14 protein-coding genes are annotated in these 15347 nt (G+C 72.9%); 6 read left to right on the forward strand and 8 right to left on the reverse strand.

The genetic code is table 11. The features are described 5' to 3' along the window. Positions 1–31: 31 nt before the first annotated feature. Genes HYQ63_RS33565 through HYQ63_RS33580 form a run of 4 tightly spaced genes read left to right on the forward strand, consistent with a single transcriptional unit; the run spans position 32 to position 4090 of the window. On the forward strand, positions 32–730 hold the full coding sequence (locus tag HYQ63_RS33565) for a DUF1365 domain-containing protein (RefSeq protein ID WP_257232681.1): 699 nt from the start codon (positions 32–34) through the stop codon (positions 728–730). Next, positions 727–1989, forward strand: coding sequence for a class I SAM-dependent methyltransferase (locus HYQ63_RS33570; RefSeq protein ID WP_179937526.1), 1263 nt, complete (start codon positions 727–729; stop codon positions 1987–1989). The genes HYQ63_RS33565 and HYQ63_RS33570 overlap by 4 nt, the downstream gene beginning before the upstream one ends. Further along, on the forward strand, positions 1986–3281 hold the full coding sequence (locus HYQ63_RS33575; protein ID WP_179937527.1) for a cyclopropane-fatty-acyl-phospholipid synthase family protein: 1296 nt from the start codon (positions 1986–1988) through the stop codon (positions 3279–3281). The genes HYQ63_RS33570 and HYQ63_RS33575 overlap by 4 nt, the downstream gene beginning before the upstream one ends. After that, on the forward strand, positions 3278–4090 hold the full coding sequence (locus HYQ63_RS33580; RefSeq protein WP_179937528.1) for a DUF1295 domain-containing protein: 813 nt from the start codon (positions 3278–3280) through the stop codon (positions 4088–4090). Before HYQ63_RS33575 ends, HYQ63_RS33580 begins: the two co-directional genes overlap by 4 nt. Before the next feature lie 143 nt (positions 4091–4233). On the opposite strand, the gene HYQ63_RS33585 is transcribed toward HYQ63_RS33580, so the two are convergent. Genes HYQ63_RS33585 through HYQ63_RS33595 form a run of 3 tightly spaced genes read right to left on the reverse strand, consistent with a single transcriptional unit; the run spans position 4234 to position 7022 of the window. Next, on the reverse strand, positions 4234–5613 hold the full coding sequence (locus HYQ63_RS33585) for a deoxyribodipyrimidine photo-lyase (RefSeq protein WP_179937529.1): 1380 nt from the start codon (positions 5611–5613) through the stop codon (positions 4234–4236). A 24-nt stretch (positions 5614–5637) separates the two neighbouring features. Beyond that, the gene (locus HYQ63_RS33590; protein WP_179937530.1) at positions 5638–6441 is read right to left on the reverse strand and encodes an anti-sigma factor domain-containing protein; all 804 of its coding nucleotides are present in this window, start codon (positions 6439–6441) and stop codon (positions 5638–5640) included. Then, positions 6438–7022, reverse strand: coding sequence for a sigma-70 family RNA polymerase sigma factor (locus HYQ63_RS33595; RefSeq protein ID WP_123103524.1), 585 nt, complete (start codon positions 7020–7022; stop codon positions 6438–6440). Before HYQ63_RS33595 ends, HYQ63_RS33590 begins: the two co-directional genes overlap by 4 nt. Before the next feature lie 149 nt (positions 7023–7171). Here HYQ63_RS33595 and HYQ63_RS33600 point away from each other — a divergent pair, with 149 nt between their 5' ends. Next, complete coding sequence (locus tag HYQ63_RS33600; protein WP_179937531.1) at positions 7172–8092, forward strand: trans-aconitate 2-methyltransferase; 921 nt, start codon at positions 7172–7174, stop codon at positions 8090–8092. 18 nt (positions 8093–8110) lie between these two features. On the opposite strand, the gene HYQ63_RS33605 is transcribed toward HYQ63_RS33600, so the two are convergent. The 5 genes from HYQ63_RS33605 to HYQ63_RS33625 form a co-directional block, all read right to left on the reverse strand. Further along, positions 8111–9286, reverse strand: a complete 1176-nt coding sequence (locus HYQ63_RS33605) for a S1 family peptidase (RefSeq protein ID WP_179937532.1) — start codon at positions 9284–9286, stop codon at positions 8111–8113. A 151-nt stretch (positions 9287–9437) separates the two neighbouring features. Beyond that, positions 9438–10277 carry an aldo/keto reductase gene (locus HYQ63_RS33610; protein WP_179937533.1) on the reverse strand — a complete coding sequence of 280 codons (840 nt, stop codon included), beginning with the start codon at positions 10275–10277 and terminating at the stop codon, positions 9438–9440. Between the two features lie 44 nt (positions 10278–10321). Continuing rightward, positions 10322–11011 carry a hypothetical protein gene (locus tag HYQ63_RS33615; protein WP_179937534.1) on the reverse strand — a complete coding sequence of 230 codons (690 nt, stop codon included), beginning with the start codon at positions 11009–11011 and terminating at the stop codon, positions 10322–10324. Between the two features lie 153 nt (positions 11012–11164). Next, positions 11165–12991, reverse strand: coding sequence for a long-chain fatty acid--CoA ligase (locus HYQ63_RS33620; RefSeq protein WP_179937535.1), 1827 nt, complete (start codon positions 12989–12991; stop codon positions 11165–11167). A 287-nt stretch (positions 12992–13278) separates the two neighbouring features. After that, positions 13279–14136, reverse strand: coding sequence for a LysR substrate-binding domain-containing protein (locus HYQ63_RS33625; RefSeq protein ID WP_179937536.1), 858 nt, complete (start codon positions 14134–14136; stop codon positions 13279–13281). Positions 14137–14277: 141 nt separating this feature from the next. Here HYQ63_RS33625 and HYQ63_RS33630 point away from each other — a divergent pair, with 141 nt between their 5' ends. After that, on the forward strand, positions 14278–15342 hold the full coding sequence (locus HYQ63_RS33630; protein ID WP_179937537.1) for a bile acid:sodium symporter family protein: 1065 nt from the start codon (positions 14278–14280) through the stop codon (positions 15340–15342). Positions 15343–15347: the final 5 nt, after the last annotated feature.

Genomic DNA, 15347 nt, shown 5'->3' on the forward strand with positions numbered 1-15347 from the left:
CACCCGCACCCCCGCCCTCTACGACAGCGTCATCACCCACGTCCGCACCCGCCCGCTGCGCCACGCCTTCACCCACCGCACCTACCTGTGGCTGGTCGACCTCGACCACCTGCCGCGCCCGCCCCGGCCGCTGCGCCCGCTCGCCCGCTTCCACCCCCGCGACCACTTCGCGGGCACCGGCCCCACCCTCCGCGCCGCCCTCGACCGCTGGCTCACCGCCCAGGGCGTCACCCCGCCCGGCGGACGGGTGCTGATGCTCGGCCACGCCCGCGTCCTCGGCCACGTCTTCAACCCCCTCACCCTCTACTGGTGCCACGACCGCGCCGGGGCCGTCGTCCTCGTCGTCGCCGAGGTGCACAACACCTACGGCGAACGCCACTGCTATCTGCTGCGCCCCGACGAGGAGGGCCGGGCGGACACCGCCAAGGACTTCTACGTCTCGCCGTTCTTCCCCGTCGACGGCGGCTACCGGATGCGGCTGCCGCGCCCCGCGGAAGGGCTCGCCCTGACCGTCCACCTGGAGCGCGACGGCGCCCGGCCGTTCACCGCGACCGTACGGGGCAGGGCCCGCCCCGCCACGCCGCGCGCCCTGCTGCGCGCCGCCCTCCGCCACCCCTGGGCCACCGCCGCCGTCAGCTGGCACATCCGGCTCCAGGGCATCCGGCTGTACCTGCGCGGACTGCCCCTCCAGCCGCGCCCCCGCCACCCCGTACAGGAGGGCCTGGAGTGACCGAACTGCACCACGCCACCGGCGCCGCCCACCGCCCGGCCGTCGACGCCGCGCGCTGGCCCGCCGTGGCCAACCGGCCCGGCCCCTCCCGGCCCCGCGACGCGCTGGCCCGGACGCTGGTCCGCCGGGCCCTGGCCCGGCTGCCGCTGCGGGTGCGGTACGGCACCGGGCCCGTCCGCGGCACCACCGGGCCGCTGCTGGACATCGCCGACCCCGAGGGCTTCATGCGGCGCATCGGCCGGGACGGGCTGATCGGCTTCGGCGAGTCGTACCTCGCCCACGAATGGGACGCCGAGGACCTGGTGGGCGTGCTCACCGTGTTCGCCGAACACGCCGACCGCATCGTCCCCCGCTGGGCGCAGCGGCTGCGCCGCGCCTGGGCCCCGGCCCACCCCGTCGGCCAGTACAACACCCTCGAGGCGGCCCCCAAACACGTCCACCACCACTACGACCTGTCCAACGAGCTGTTCGGGCTCTTCCTCGACCCCACCCTCAGCTACTCGGCCGCCCTCTTCAGCCGCCTCCCCGCCGCCTGGGACGACCTCGCCGCCGCCCAGCACCGCAAGATCGACCGGCTGCTCGACCTGGCCGGGGTCGGCCCCGGTACCCGGCTGCTGGAAATCGGCACCGGCTGGGGCGAACTCGCCCTGCGCGCCGCCCTGCGCGGGGCGCACGTGGTCACCGCCACCCTCTCCGAGGAACAGCGCCGGCTCGCGGCGCGGCGCGCCCTGCGCGACGGGCTCACCGGCCGCATCACCCTGCTGCTGCGCGACTACCGGGAGCTGGAGGGCCAGTACGACGCCATCATCAGCGTCGAGATGATCGAGGCAGTCGGGGCGGCGTACTGGCCCCGCTACTTCCAAACCCTTCAGGAACTGCTCGCCCCCGGCGGCCGGATAGCCCTCCAGGCCATCACCATGCCGCACGACCGGATGCTCGCCACCCGCCACACCTACACCTGGATCCAGAAGTACATCTTCCCCGGCGGCTTCCTGCCCTCCGTCACCGCCCTCGAACAGTGCGCCGCCCGCCACACCCGGCTGCACATCGCCCGCCGCGACGGCTACGGCGACCACTACGCCCAGACCCTGCGGCTGTGGCGGGAACGCTTCACCGCCCGCGACGCACAGGTGGCCGACCTCGGCTTCGACGCCACCTTCCGCCGCATGTGGACCTTCTACCTCGCCTACTCCGAAGCGGGCTTCCGCGCCCGCTACCTCGACGTCCAGCAGATCCTGCTCCAGGAGGCAGACCGATGAGCGACGCGGCCCCCACCCTCGCCCCGATCGCCGAACGCCTGCTCGGCGGGCCGCTCCCGGTGCGGCTGTGCGCCTGGGACGGCAGCGAGGCAGGCCCGCCGGACGCGCCACGCGTCGTCCTGCGTTCGCCGCGCGCCGTGCGGCGGCTGCTGTGGCAGCCCGGCGAACTCGGCCTCGCCGAGGCGTACATCAGCGGCGACCTCGACGTCGAAGGGGACCTCACCGACGGGCTGCGCGCCGTGTGGAACGCCCTCCGCGAGCGCTCCGTCACCCCGCCCCGGGTCACCCTCGCCGCCCGCGCCCGGGCCGCCGCCGGGGCAGCCCGCCTCGGCGCCATCGGCCCCCCTCCGGCCGCCCCCGGCGGCCGCGCCCGCCTCGGCGGCGCCCCGTACTCCCGGACCCGCTCCCGCGCCGCCATCAGCCACCACCACGCCTTCCTCAGCGAGTTCTACGAGCGGCTGCTCGACCCCTCCATGGCGTACTCCTGCGCCTACTGGACCAGCCACGACCCCTCGTACGGCCTCGCCGACGCGCAGCGCGACAAGCTGGAGGTCATCTGCCGCAAGCTCGCGCTGGTGCCCGGCGCCCGGCTGCTGGACATCGGCTGCGGCTGGGGCGCCCTCGCCCTGTACGCCGCCGACCGCCACAAGGCGCAGGTCACCGCCGTCACCCTGGTGCCCGAGGAGCGCGACTTCGTGCGCGAGCGGGTCGACGAACTGGGCCTGGGCCAATTCGTCGAGGTCGTCCTGAGCGACTACCGCGACCTGGAAGGCGGCCAGTACGAGGCCGTGGCCTGCGTGGAGATGGGCGAACACGTCGGCCACGACCAGTACCCGCGCCTCGCCCGCACCCTCCACGGCATGCTGCGGCCCGGCGGCCGCGCCCTCGTCCAGCAGATGTCCCGCGCCGCCGGAACCCCCGGCGGCGGCGCCTTCATCGAAACCTACGTCGCCCCCGACCTCCACATGCGGCCCCTCGGCGACACCATCGGCCTGCTGGAGGCCGCCGGACTGGAGGTACGCACCTCCGAATCCTTGCGCGAACACTACGTCCGCACCGTCGGCGCCTGGCGCGAGGCGCTGGAGGCCCAGTGGGACGCCTTCCGGCTGCTGGCGGGCGACCACACCGCCCGCATGTGGCGGCTCTACCTGGCCGGTGGCGCGCTCGCCTTCGAGGAACGGCGCATGGGCATCGACCAGATCCTCGCCGTACGGCCCACCGCGCGCGGCGTCAGCGGCATGCCCGACACGCCCGCGGACTGGTACCCGGCGCCCGCGCTGGAGGCCGCATGACCGCATTCCCCTGGCCCGCCTTCGGCGTGGGCCTCGTGTACAGCGCCATCGCCGCCCTGACCATCATGCTCGTCACCTTCCTCGTCGCCCTCGCCAAAGGCGTCCACCGCATCGTCGACGTGGCGTGGGGGCTCGGCTTCACCGCCATCGCCCTCGTCACCTTCGCCGCCTCCGACGGCCACGGCGACGGCACCCGGCGGCTGCTCACCACCGTGCTCACCGCCGTCTGGGGGCTGCGGCTCGCCGTCCACATCGGCGTACGGCGCTGCGGGCACGGCGAAGACCCCCGCTACGAACGCCTCCTCGCCCGCGCACCCGGCAACCGCCACCTCTACGCCCTGCGCGCCGTCTACCTCCTCCAGGCCGCCCTGATCTGGCTCGTCTCCCTCCCGGTCCAGGCCGCCCAGTACGCCTCCGGCCCCCTCGGCCCGGTCGCGGCCGCCGGCGCCGCCCTCTGGCTCCTCGGCCTCACCTTCGAAGCCGTCGGCGACTCCCAACTCGCCCGCTTCCGCGCCGACCCGCGCAACCGGGGGCGCATCATGGACCAGGGCCTGTGGCGGTGGACGCGGCACCCCAACTACTTCGGCGACTTCTGCGTCTGGTGGGGCCTCTACCTGCTCGCCTCCGAAGCCTGGCACCCGGCCCTCATCTCCCTGATCTCCCCCTTGGCCATGACCTACGTCCTCATCAGGGGAAGCGGCAAGGCCCTCTTGGAACGCCACATGGCCGACCGCCCCGCCTACGCCGCCTACGCCGCCCGCACCAGCGGCTTCTTCCCCCTCCCCCGCCGCCGCCCAGCCGACCCCTGACCCGGGGGCGCGCCCCCGGCCCCCGCCGGGTCTGCGCCCCGCCGCGCGGCGGGCCCCATATCCAGCCCCTCCGGCGTTTGAGGAGCGGGGTCCGGGGCGGAGCCCCGGGTCGGGAAGGGGCGGGGCTGGGGAAAGGCTCACCGTCAGGGGGTGTGGCGGGCCTGGCGGAAGCGGGTGGCGGCTTCCGCGAGGTCCACGATCGGGGCGGGGTAGGGAAGGGCGGCGCGTTCGGGTTCGGGGAGGGTCCAGGGGGTGTGGACGCGGCGTCCGGGCACCTCGGCCAGTTCGGGCACCCAGCGTCGTACATAGGCGCCGTCCGGGTCGAAGCGGCGGGCTTGCGCCAGGGGGTTCAGGACGCGGTTGGGGCGGGTGTCCGTGCCCGTCCCGGCCACCCACTGCCAGTTGAGCTGGTTGTTCGCCACGTCCCCGTCCACCAGCAGGTCCAGGAAGTGCCGCGCCCCCACCCGCCAGTCCACGTACAGCGTCTTCGTCAGGAAGCTCGCCACCAGCAGCCGGGCCCGGTTGTGCATCCACCCCTCCGCCGCCAGCTGCCGCATCCCCGCGTCGACGAGCGGGTAGCCGGTGCGGCCCGCCTTCCAGGCCGCGACGGCGGCGTCGTCGGACCGCCAGCGGTCGCCGCGCGGGCGGTAGTCGGCGTGGGAGGCGTCCGGGCGGGCGGCGAGGACCTGGTGGTGGAAGTCGCGCCAGGCGAGCTGCCGTACGAAGGCGTCGGCGCCGGGCCCGCCGGACTCCCGCGCCCGGTGCACCAGCTCCACCGCGGACAGGCAGCCGAAGTGGAGGTAGGGGGAGAGCCGGGAGGTGGCGTCTCCCGCCAGGTCGTCCTGACGGTCGGCGTAGGCGCCCAGCCCCGACCGCAGCCATGCGCTGAGGCGGCGGCGCCCGGCCCGTTCGCCGCCCTCGGGCAGCCTGGGGGAGGGGCTGCCGGAGGCGAGCGAGGCCACGGCGGCGACCGGTTCGGACCGCACCCCGGACGGCACCGCCACGCCGCGCGGCGCGGCGAACGGTCTGCGTAGTTCGACGCCCTGCCAGGCGCGGAAGTACGGGGTGAAGACGGAGAAGTGGTCCTTTCCGGACGGGGTTACGGTGCCCGGCTCGGCCGCCGTCAGGACGGTTCCGTGCACCCGCAGCGCCCGCCCGCCCAGGGCCTCCCGCAGCCGCGCCTCCCGCCGCCCCGCGAACGCGCTCACCCCGCCCGCGATGTGCACCTCCCCGGCGTCGACCTGTTCGGCCACCCGGCGGATCTCCTCCACCGCGTCACCCGTACGGATGACCAACCGGCCGCCGCGCTCCCGCAGGCCCGCGTCGAGGTCGGCCAGGCAGTCCCGCAGGAACGCCACCCGGTTGGGCACGGCGAAGCCCGCCGCGGCCACCCGGCGGTCCACGACGAACAGCGGGACGACCCGGTCGGCCGCGCGGAGCGCCGCATGGAGCACGGGGTTGTCGCGCAGCCGCAGCTCTGAGGTGAAGACGGCGATCGAGGGCTTGGGTTTCGATGGGGTCACTCCTTTCCCTTACACCGGGCGCCCTCACCCCGCAGGGAGCGACATCAGCCCGATCGGATCGGTCGTCGGCGCCTTGGAGCCCCCGGCGGGCTCGACGGTCACCCCGACCCCCGATGCCTTCCCGACCGCGCCGCTCAGCAGGGCGGCCGTGCCGCGGCCGGTGCCGGTGCCCGCGGTGTCCATGAGCCCGGCCGACCGCATCGTGCCGCCGTCGCTGAACCACAGCTGGTACACCCGCCCGTCCGGCGGTTTCGGCAGGCCGGAGGCGAGGAAGGCGGCCTTGTCCAGGGCGTGGGAGACCACGACCGTGCCCGTGGCCCCGTTCGTCAGCTTGGTGTTGCGGCTGTGGGCGTCCGGGGCGGCCAGCACCTCGGTCACCGCCTCCACCCGCGCCACCTGCTGTTCGGAGCGGCGGGCCGTATCGCGCGCGTCGGACGCCTGCTGGTTCTGCCATACGGCGACGCCGCCGAGCGCCACCGCCCCGGCGAGACAGGCCGCCAGCGCGAAGTTCTGCCACCGGCCGCGCGAGGAACGCCGGGGCGCGGCACCGCCGCCGGAGAACTCCGGTTCGCTCCGCGCCACCCGCGGCGGGTCCTGACGGACCGTGGCGATCCGCCGCATCACATCGTCCTTGAGCACCGGCGACGGCGTCAGCGAGGTGGCCATGCCGAGCTTGGCGGCGGTGGCCCGTAGCTCCCGTACCTCCTGGGCGCATGCCTCGCAGTCGGCCAGATGCCGTTCGAAGGCCAGCAGCTCCCGCCCGGAGAGGGCGTACACCGCGTACGCGCCGGTCAGCGTGTGCAGATCCGCTCGGTCCGCTCTGGTCATGCCCCGACCCCCATGCAGTCGCGAAGCCGGATGAGTCCGTCCCGGAGTCTGGTCTTCACCGTGCCGAGCGGGAGCTGGAGCAGCTCCGCCACCTCGCGGTAGGTACGGCCTCGGTAGTAGGCGAGCGTCACGGACTGACGCTGTAGTTCGGTGAGCCCCTGCATGCAGCGGCGCACCTGCTCGCGCTCCAGCCTGGCCTCCACCTGCTCCGTCACCTCGTCGAAGGCGGGGGTGCGGTTCAGCAGCGCGGCGCGCTCCTCGCGGTCCGACGCGGACTGCGCGGACCGTACGCGGTCGACGGCGCGCCGGTGCGCGAGCGTCATGATCCACGCCATGGCGCTGCCCCGGGCCGGTTCGAACCGGGCCGCGGTCCGCCACACCTCCACCAGGACCTCCTGGGTGACCTCCTCCGCCTGGGCGGGGTCGCGCAGCAGACTGCGCGTCAGCCCGAGGACGGACCCGCTGACGGCGTCGTAGAGCGCTGCGAAGGCGTTCTGGTCCCCCCGGGCCACCAATCCGAGCAACTCCTCGAGGTCCGGGCCCCTGGGGGCCGGTCCACCGATGAACACGGGCTCTCTCACTAGCCGTCCTTCCGGATGAGCATGACGATCCACGCAGGTGTCGTATCTCATTCGTCGCCCGAGCGGGTGCGGATTGGTCAGATCAGCTGATTTGCCGGTTCGGCAAGGAAGTTTGGCAAAGCGGCCCCGGTGCGAGCACGCTCACGGCCATGAACGCACACCACGGCGCACACGCCCACAACCACGGCCACAACCACACACACCCGGGCACGCAACAGCCCGACTGGGACGCCTTCGCCCCGATCCTCGAACAGGGTGCCGAGGTGCACACCCCCGTCTACGACCAGGCCACCGCCTGGCTGCGCGAGCGGTTCGCCGCGGCGGACGGCTCCGTACGCCGCGTCCTCGACGTGGGCAGCGGCCCCGGAGTGGTGACCTGCCTCCTCGCCCGGGCCTTCCCGGACGCCGAGGTCGTGGCCGTGGACGGTACGCCCGCCCTGCTGGAGCGGGCCCGGGAGCGCGCCGCCCGGCTCGGGCTCGACGGCCGCGTCACCACCCTGCACGCCGAGCTGCCGGAGGGGCTCGACCCGGCCACGATCGGCACCGCGGATCTGATCTGGTCGAGCAAGACCGTGCATCATCTGGGTGATCAGCTCGCCGCGCTGCGCCGACTCGCCGCCGCCCTGCGCCCCGGCGGGCTGCTGGTGCTCGGCGAGGGCGGACTGCCGACCCGCTTTCTGCCCCGGGACGCGGGGCTCGGCCGACCCGATCTGCTGGCCCGGCTCGATGCCATCCAGGCGGAGCGGTTCGCCGAGATGCGGGCCGAGCTGCCGGACGCGACGGAGACCGTCGAGGACTGGCCCGGGCTGCTCACGGCGGCCGGTCTCACCGGCGCCGCCAGCCGCAGCTTCCTGCTCGACCTGCCCGCCCCGCTCGGCGCGGCGGCCCGCGACTTCCTGCGGAACGAGCTGGGCCGCTGGCGCGAGGCCGCCGCCGACCGTCTCGACGACGGCGACCTCGCCACCCTGGACCGGCTGCTCGACCCGGACGACGAGGCCGGGATCATGCGGCGGCCGGATGCCTTCCTCCTGACCGCGCAGACCTTCCACGTGGCGGCCCGGACGGAGTGAGGGCCCGCGTCGGCGCCGTCAGCCGGTGGTGAGCGTGAGCCCGTACGCGCTGAGGATCGGGTTCACCGGCTGGTGGTACGTCGTACCGCCGACGGTGCAGTTGCCGGAGCCGCCGGAGAGGACGCCCTGCGCCTCGGTTCCGGAGACGAACGAGCCGCCCGAGTCGCCGGGCTCGGCGCACACATTGGTGCGGGTCACGCCGCGGATGGTGCCCTCGGGGTAGACCACGCTGGTGTTGTGCTGCTGGATCGTGCCGCAGTGCCAGCCGGTGGTCGAGCCCGAGCGGCAGACGGACGAGCCGACCGGCGCCTCCTGGGAGCCGGTGACCGTGATGGTGGTGGAGTCGGGGCCGACCACCAGGGGCGTGGGCTTCCAGTCGGCGTTGGTGGCCACCCACGCGTAGTCGCTGCGGGGGAAGACCGAGCCCTGGAAGGTGCCCTGCGCGACGCGGTTGAAGCCGGTGGTGGTGTCGCCCGCGTCGCCGCAGTGCCCGGCGGTGACGAAACCGGCCTGGGTGTCCTGGGTGACGGAGAAGCCGACCGAGCAGCGGGCGGTGGCATTGATGTAGTACGCCTCGCCGCCCCGCAGGTCATAAAGGGGAGCCGGGCGCTCGGCCGACTCCACGATCCGCACCATGCCGCGGTCGACGCCGCTGGCGTCGATGAACCGCTGGGCCGCGGCGGGCTGGGCCGACTGGACGACCACGCTGTTGCTCTTCACGTCCACGTACCAGAGGGAGGCGGTGGTGGCGGACGGGGGGCGCTCCTCGGCCATCCGGTCCAGCGCGTCCTTCGCGGTGTTCAGTTTCTCCAGGCTGTGGCCGACGACGGTGGCCTTGGCGCCGGAAGCCGTGATGGCGCCGCTCTGCGCCTCGTCGGTGGTGCCGACGGTGAGTTCGGCGGTGTTCCCGGTCACCCAGGTGCCCGCGTAGCTGCTGCCGAGGTTCTTGCGCCAGCCGGGTTCGGCCTGTCCGGCCTTGTACTCGTTGTTGATGCGGGTCCGCGCCTCGTCGGCCGTCAGTCCGAGGTCGCGCTGCATGGCGGCGAGCACCTCGGGCGGGATCTCCCGGTGGGAACCGGGCGGCGGGGACGGGTTGGCGGTCGCGGGTATGCCCGCACCGGCGAGGAACAGTGCGGCTATGGCGACGGTGCAGCCCGTGGCGAGCTCAAGACCATGACGACGTCTGCGGCGCATAGTGCGTTCTCCTGTCGCGTATCACGCTGCGTGTCTTACTGATCGCCAAGCGTAATTGCGGCTGCGGGGGAGCGCTCGGCGGGCGCGGGCATGACGCCGCCCCGCCGCGCGGTGCGCGACGGGGCGGTGGCGACCGGCTGTCAGATGTCGGTCAGACCTGGGTCAGGTTGAACGTGTCCGGGTTCGGGCCCAGGCGGTTGCCCGAGTCCAGGGAGTCGATCGCGGACAGGTCCTGGGAGTCCAGCTCGAAGTCGAAGACGTCGATGTTCTCCTTGATCCGGGACGGCGTCACGGACTTCGGGATCACCACGTTCCCCAGGTCGAGGTGCCAGCGCAGCACGACCTGCGCCGGGCTCTTGCCGTGCTTCGCGGCGATCTCCGCGAGCTTCGGCTCCTCCAGCAGGCCCTTGCCCTGGCCCAGCGGGGACCAGGCCTCGGTGGCGATGTTGTGGCGGGAGTTGAAGGCGCGCAGCTCCGACTGCTGGAGCTGCGGGTGCAGCTCGACCTGGTCGATCACCGGGGTGACCGACGCCTCGGAGAGCAGCCGCTGGGTGTGGGCGGGGTGGAAGTTGGACAGGCCGATGGCCTTGGCGCGGCCGTCGGCGTAGATCTTCTCGAACGCCTTCCAGGTGTCCACGTACTTGTCCACCTCGGGCAGCGGCCAGTGGATCAGGTAGAGGTCCACGTACTCCAGGCCGAGCTTGGTCAGCGAGGTGTCGAAGGCGCGGAGCGTGGAGTCGTACCCCTGCTCGGCGTTCCAGAGCTTGGTGGTGACGAACAGCTCGTCGCGCGCGATGCCCGACGCGGCGAGCGCCTTCCCCGTGCCCTCTTCGTTGCCGTAGATGGCCGCGGTGTCGATGTGGCGGTATCCGGCATCCAGGGCGTTACGCACCGCGACCTGTGCCTCGTCGTCCGGCACCTGCCAGACGCCGAAGCCGAGCTGCGGGATCCGAACGTCGTTGTTGAGGGTGATGAAGGGGACCTTGCTCACGAGCGGTCGATCCTTACGTCGGAATGCGAACACGTACTCTCTTGTCAACGATCACCGGGCGCCACGCATTCCCGGTCCGCGAGCCGCACCGGCTGCGCGATCTCCGCGCGGAAACGGTGGAGGGTGTGCCCCTCGCGTACCGTCGCGCCCACCGCGACCGCCGCCAGGCTCACCGTACCCCGCGGTGCTCGCACCACCATGGCCAGCCGGTACGTACCGCCGATGGGGACCGTGCCGGTGCGGCGGATCTCCCACCCCGGGTCGGAGCGCAGCTCGCGCCGGGCTTCCAGGCAGACCCGCTCGCCGGGCGGCGGCGCGTGGCTGTCGTCCCGGAGCGCCAGCCGGGGACCGAGGCGGACCGGTGCGGACACGTCGCCGGTGCCGGTGAGCTGATGCGGGGCCATGGACCAGGCGACCGGTCCGAAGGCGGCGGGCCCGGCCGCCTCGGGGTCGGTCGACAGGGTCAGATCGAGGTTGACCGTGTGCAGAGCGGGTTCCGGCGCGTCCTGTGCGCAGCTGACCGCGCAGAGCAGCAGATGGTAAACGGCGGTGTGCGCCTCGGCCTCCACGAAGGCCAGGAGTTCCGGGTCCCCGGCGACCAGCTCGGAGGTGACCGGGACGGACACCGGTCCGCCCAGGGTGATGTGCCCGGTCAGCGCCGGGGCCTGGGGAGTCTCCTCGGAGACCGGGGTCAGTTCGCGCTCGGGAAGTGCGGGGAGAATGACATCGATCATTTCGTGCCCCCTTCGCGGCTCGGTGGTTCCCAGGGAGTGCGCGTGTCCCGTAAGCCGGCTGGGCGTCGTACGGCCGCCCAGGCGTGGCACGACCGCCCATGCGTGGTACGACCGCTTATGCGTGGCACGACCGCCTATGCGTGGCACGACCGCCTATGCGTGGTACAGCGCCTCGACCTCGACGGCGTACGCCTGTTCGATCGCCTTCCGCTTCAGCTTCAGGGACGGTGTCAGGAGACCATGCTCCTCCGAGAACTGCGCGGCAAGTATGCGGAACGTACGAATCGACTCGGCCTGCGAGACGGTGGTGTTCGCCGCGACCACCGCCCGCCGGATCTCGGTCTCCAGATCCGGGTCCCGCACCAGCTCAGCTGCCGCCATCTCCGGTTTGCCGCGCATCGTCAGCCAGTGCGAGACGGCCTCCGGATCCAGGGTGACCAGCGCCGCGACGTACGGGCGGTCGTTGCCGACCACGATGCACTGGGCCACCAGCGGATGCCCCCGCACCCGGTCTTCCAGCCACACCGGTGAGACGGTCTTGCCGCCGGAGGTCACCAGGATCTCCTTCTTCCGCCCGGTGATCGTCAGATAGCCGTCGTCGTCCAGGGTGCCCAGATCGCCGGTGGCCAGCCAGCCGTCGCGCAGCACGGCGTCGGTCGCCTTCGGGTCGCCGAGGTAGCCGTTGAAGATCTGGCCGCCGCGCAGCCAGATCTCGCCGTCGTCGGCGATGTACACGGTGGTGCCGGGGATCGGCTGGCCGACCGTGCCGTAGCGGGTCCGCTCGGGCGGGTTGGCGGTGGCGGCCGCGGTCGACTCGGTGAGTCCGTACCCCTCGTAGATGGTGACGCCCGCGCCCCGGAAGAACAGCCCGAGCCGCCGCTCCATGGCCGAGCCGCCCGACATCCCGTGCCGGACGCGGCCGCCCATCGCGCCGCGCACCTTGCTGTACACGAGCTTGTCGAAGAACTGGTGCTGCATGCGCAGCGAGGTGCTGGGGCCCGTGCCGATGCCGAACGCCTTCTCCTCCACCGCCTCCGCGTACCGCACCGCGATCTCGACCGCCTTCTCGAACGGCCCCGACTTGCCGTCCGCCTCCGCCCGGCGGCGCGCCGCCGCGAACACCTTCTCGAAGATGTACGGCACGGCGAGGATGAAGGTCGGCTTGAAGGACTGGAGGTCCGGCAGGAGCGCGGACGCCGCCAGCTTCGGCTGGTGGCCGAGCTTGACCCGGCCGCGGATCGCGGCGACCTCCACCATCCGGCCGAAGACGTGGGCGAGGGGGAGGAAGAGCAGGGTGGCGGCCTCGTCGCCGCGCTTGGAGTGGAAGGCGTCCTCGTACCGCTCGACGACGTTGTCGCACTCGGCCATCAGATTGGCATGGCTGATCACACAGCCCTTGGGACGGCCGGTGGTGCCCGAGGTGTAGATGATGGTCGCGGTCTGATCCGGGGTCATCGCCAGCCGGTGCCGGTCGACCAGGTCGTCGTCGATGGACTCGCCGTCGCTCAGCAGCTGCTCCAGCGCCCCGGCGTCCAGCTGCCACAGCCGCCTGAGATGCGGCAGCCGGCCGACCACCGAGCCGACCGTCATGGCGTGGTCCTCGTGCTCGACCATGCACGCCGAGACCGACGCGTCGTGCAGCATCCAGAAGACCTGCTCGGCGGAGGAGGTCGGGTACAGCGGCACGCTCTGCGCGCCCACGGTCCACAGCGCGAAGTCGAACAGCGTCCACTCGTAGCGGGTGGGGCACATGATCCCGACCCGGTCGCCGAACCGGACCCCCTGCGCCAGCAGTCCCTTGGCGAGCGCCACCACCTCGTCCCGGAACTGGGCCGAGGTCACGTCCTCCCAGCGGCCGTCCGGCGTCTTGCGCCCCAGCGCCACCCGATGAGGGTCGGACTCCGCGTGCTCGAAGACGGCATCCGCCAGTCCTCCGGCCTGGGACGCCGACGCCAACGGGGGGACGGTGAACTCGCGCAATACCTGCTCCTTGAAGCCGCTCCGCACAGCGCCGCGACCGTACCCGATCCGAAGCCCCGGGTGGGAGAGGTGTTTCGTCAAGTAATGGTCGGAATGTGCGCTGACCAGTGAGGTGAAAGGGTGTCAAACGGTCACCGTGGGGACCGGTTTGTACTCATGTTGACCCTATGCACCGCATGTGTAGCTGATATGTGACGACTTTCTGCACGGAATCTCTCCGATCACGCCACAGGCCCGGCCGGTCACGCCACCACAGGCCCGGCCGCTCACGCCACAGGCCCGGCCGGTCACGGCACGGGCCCGGCCAGGATCGCTTCCGCGAGCCGCTCCGCCGCGGCGCGGGTCGCGGTGTCCCGCTGCCGCTCCCCGTACAGCAGTACGAAGTCCACCGGCCCCAGCTCCGGCAGCCCGGCCCGCTCCGGAACCGGCACCAGGCCCGGCGGAATCAGGCCATCGGTGTGCGCCATCACCCCGAGCCCCGCGCGCGCCGCCGCGACCAGCCCGTTGAGGCTGCCGCTCGTGCACGCGATCCGCCACGATCTGCCGTGCCGCTCCAGCACCTCCAGCGCCCGCGCCCGGGTCAGCCCGGGCGGCGGGAAGGCGATCAGGGGCAGCGGGCGGCCCGGATCCAGCCGCAGCCCCTCCGCGCCGATCCACACCAGCCGGTCCCGCCACACCAGCTGCCCCTGCGGCCGCTCCTCGGACCGCTTGGCCAGCACCAGATCCAGCTTCCCCGCCTCCAGCCGCTGGTGCAGGGTGCCCGACAGCTCGACCGTCAGCTCCAGATCCACCTCCGGGTGCTCACGGCGGAACCCCTTCAGGATCTCCGGCAGCCGGGTCACCACGAAGTCCTCCGACGCCCCGAACCGCAGCCGCCCGCGCAGCCGGGTGCCCCGGAACCAGCCCGCCGCCCGCTCGTTCGCCTCCAGGATCGACCGCGCGAAGCCGAGCATCGCCTCGCCGTCCTCGGTCAGCTCCACCCCGTGGGTATCCCGGCTGAACAGCTGCCGCCCGGCCGCCTCCTCCAGCCTGCGGACGTGCTGGCTCACGGTCGACTGGCGCACCCCGAGACGGTGCGCGGCCTGGGTGAAGCTCAGGGTCTGCGCGACGGCGAGGAACGTACGGAGCTGGGCGGGATCGAACACGTCTTCCAGCCTAGGCACGCCCATCACGGAACGCGATAGCAGTCAGTGCGGTATGCGGGATTCCCGATGGGCCCGATCCCGGGCAGGCTGGAGAGGGCCCCGTCCGGATGCCCGGGCCCACGGCAGCGAGAAAGAGAGTTCATGCACCGCCCGCACCATCTGCTCCGCAAGATCACCCTCCCCTCCTGGCTGCCGCTGGACGGCTTCATCCTCGGCCTGGTCGGCACCGTCGCCCTCGCCGCGCTGCTCCCGGTCAGCGGCCGGGCCGCCACCGTGACGGACGGGGCCACCACCGTCGCGGTCGCCTTCCTCTTCTTCCTCTACGGCGCCCGGCTCTCCACCCGCGAGGCGCTGGACGGGGTACGCCACTGGCGCCTCCATCTGACCGTGCTGGCCTGCACCTTCGTCATCTTCCCCGCGCTGGGCCTGGCCGCCCGCGGGCTGGTCCCGTACGTCCTCACCCAGCCCCTCTACACCGGCCTCCTCTTTCTGTGCCTGGTGCCCTCCACGGTCCAGTCCTCGATCGCCTTCACCTCGCTCGCCCGGGGCAACGTCGCCGCCGCGATCTGCGCGGGCTCCTTCTCCAGCCTGATCGGCATCGTCGTCACCCCGGTCCTGGCCGCGCTGCTCCTCGGCAGCAGCGGCGGCGGGTTCTCCGCCGACTCGATGATCGAGATCGCCCTTCAGCTGCTGGCCCCGTTCCTGGCCGGTCAGTTCCTCCGCCGCTGGATCGGCGGCTTCATCACCCGCCACCGCGCGGTCCTGCGCCTGGTCGACCGCGGCTCGGTCCTGCTCGTCGTCTACGCGGCCTTCAGCGAGGGCATGACCCGGGGCATCTGGCACCAGATCACCCCCGCCCGGCTGGCCGTCCTGCTCGGGGTGGAGGCGGTGCTGCTCGCGCTCATGCTCACGCTGACCACGTACGGCTCCCGGAAGCTGGGCTTCCCACGCGAGGACCGCATCACGATCACCTTCGCGGGCTCCAAGAAGAGCCTGGCCGCGGGCCTGCCCATGGCCAGCGTCCTCTTCGGCGCCCAGGCGAGCCTGGCCGTCCTCCCGCTGATGCTCTTCCACCAGATGCAGCTGATGGTCTGCGCCGTCCTGGCCCGCCGCTTCGCGGACCGGGCCCCGGAGGCGGTCCCCGAGCCCGCCCCGGAGGAGCCGGTACGGGAAGAGAGCGCCCAGCCCTCGGCCGTGACCCGCTGAGGGCC

The sequence above is a fragment of the Streptomyces sp. Rer75 genome, assembly GCF_013414305.1.
Lineage (GTDB): Bacteria > Actinomycetota > Actinomycetes > Streptomycetales > Streptomycetaceae > Streptomyces > Streptomyces himastatinicus.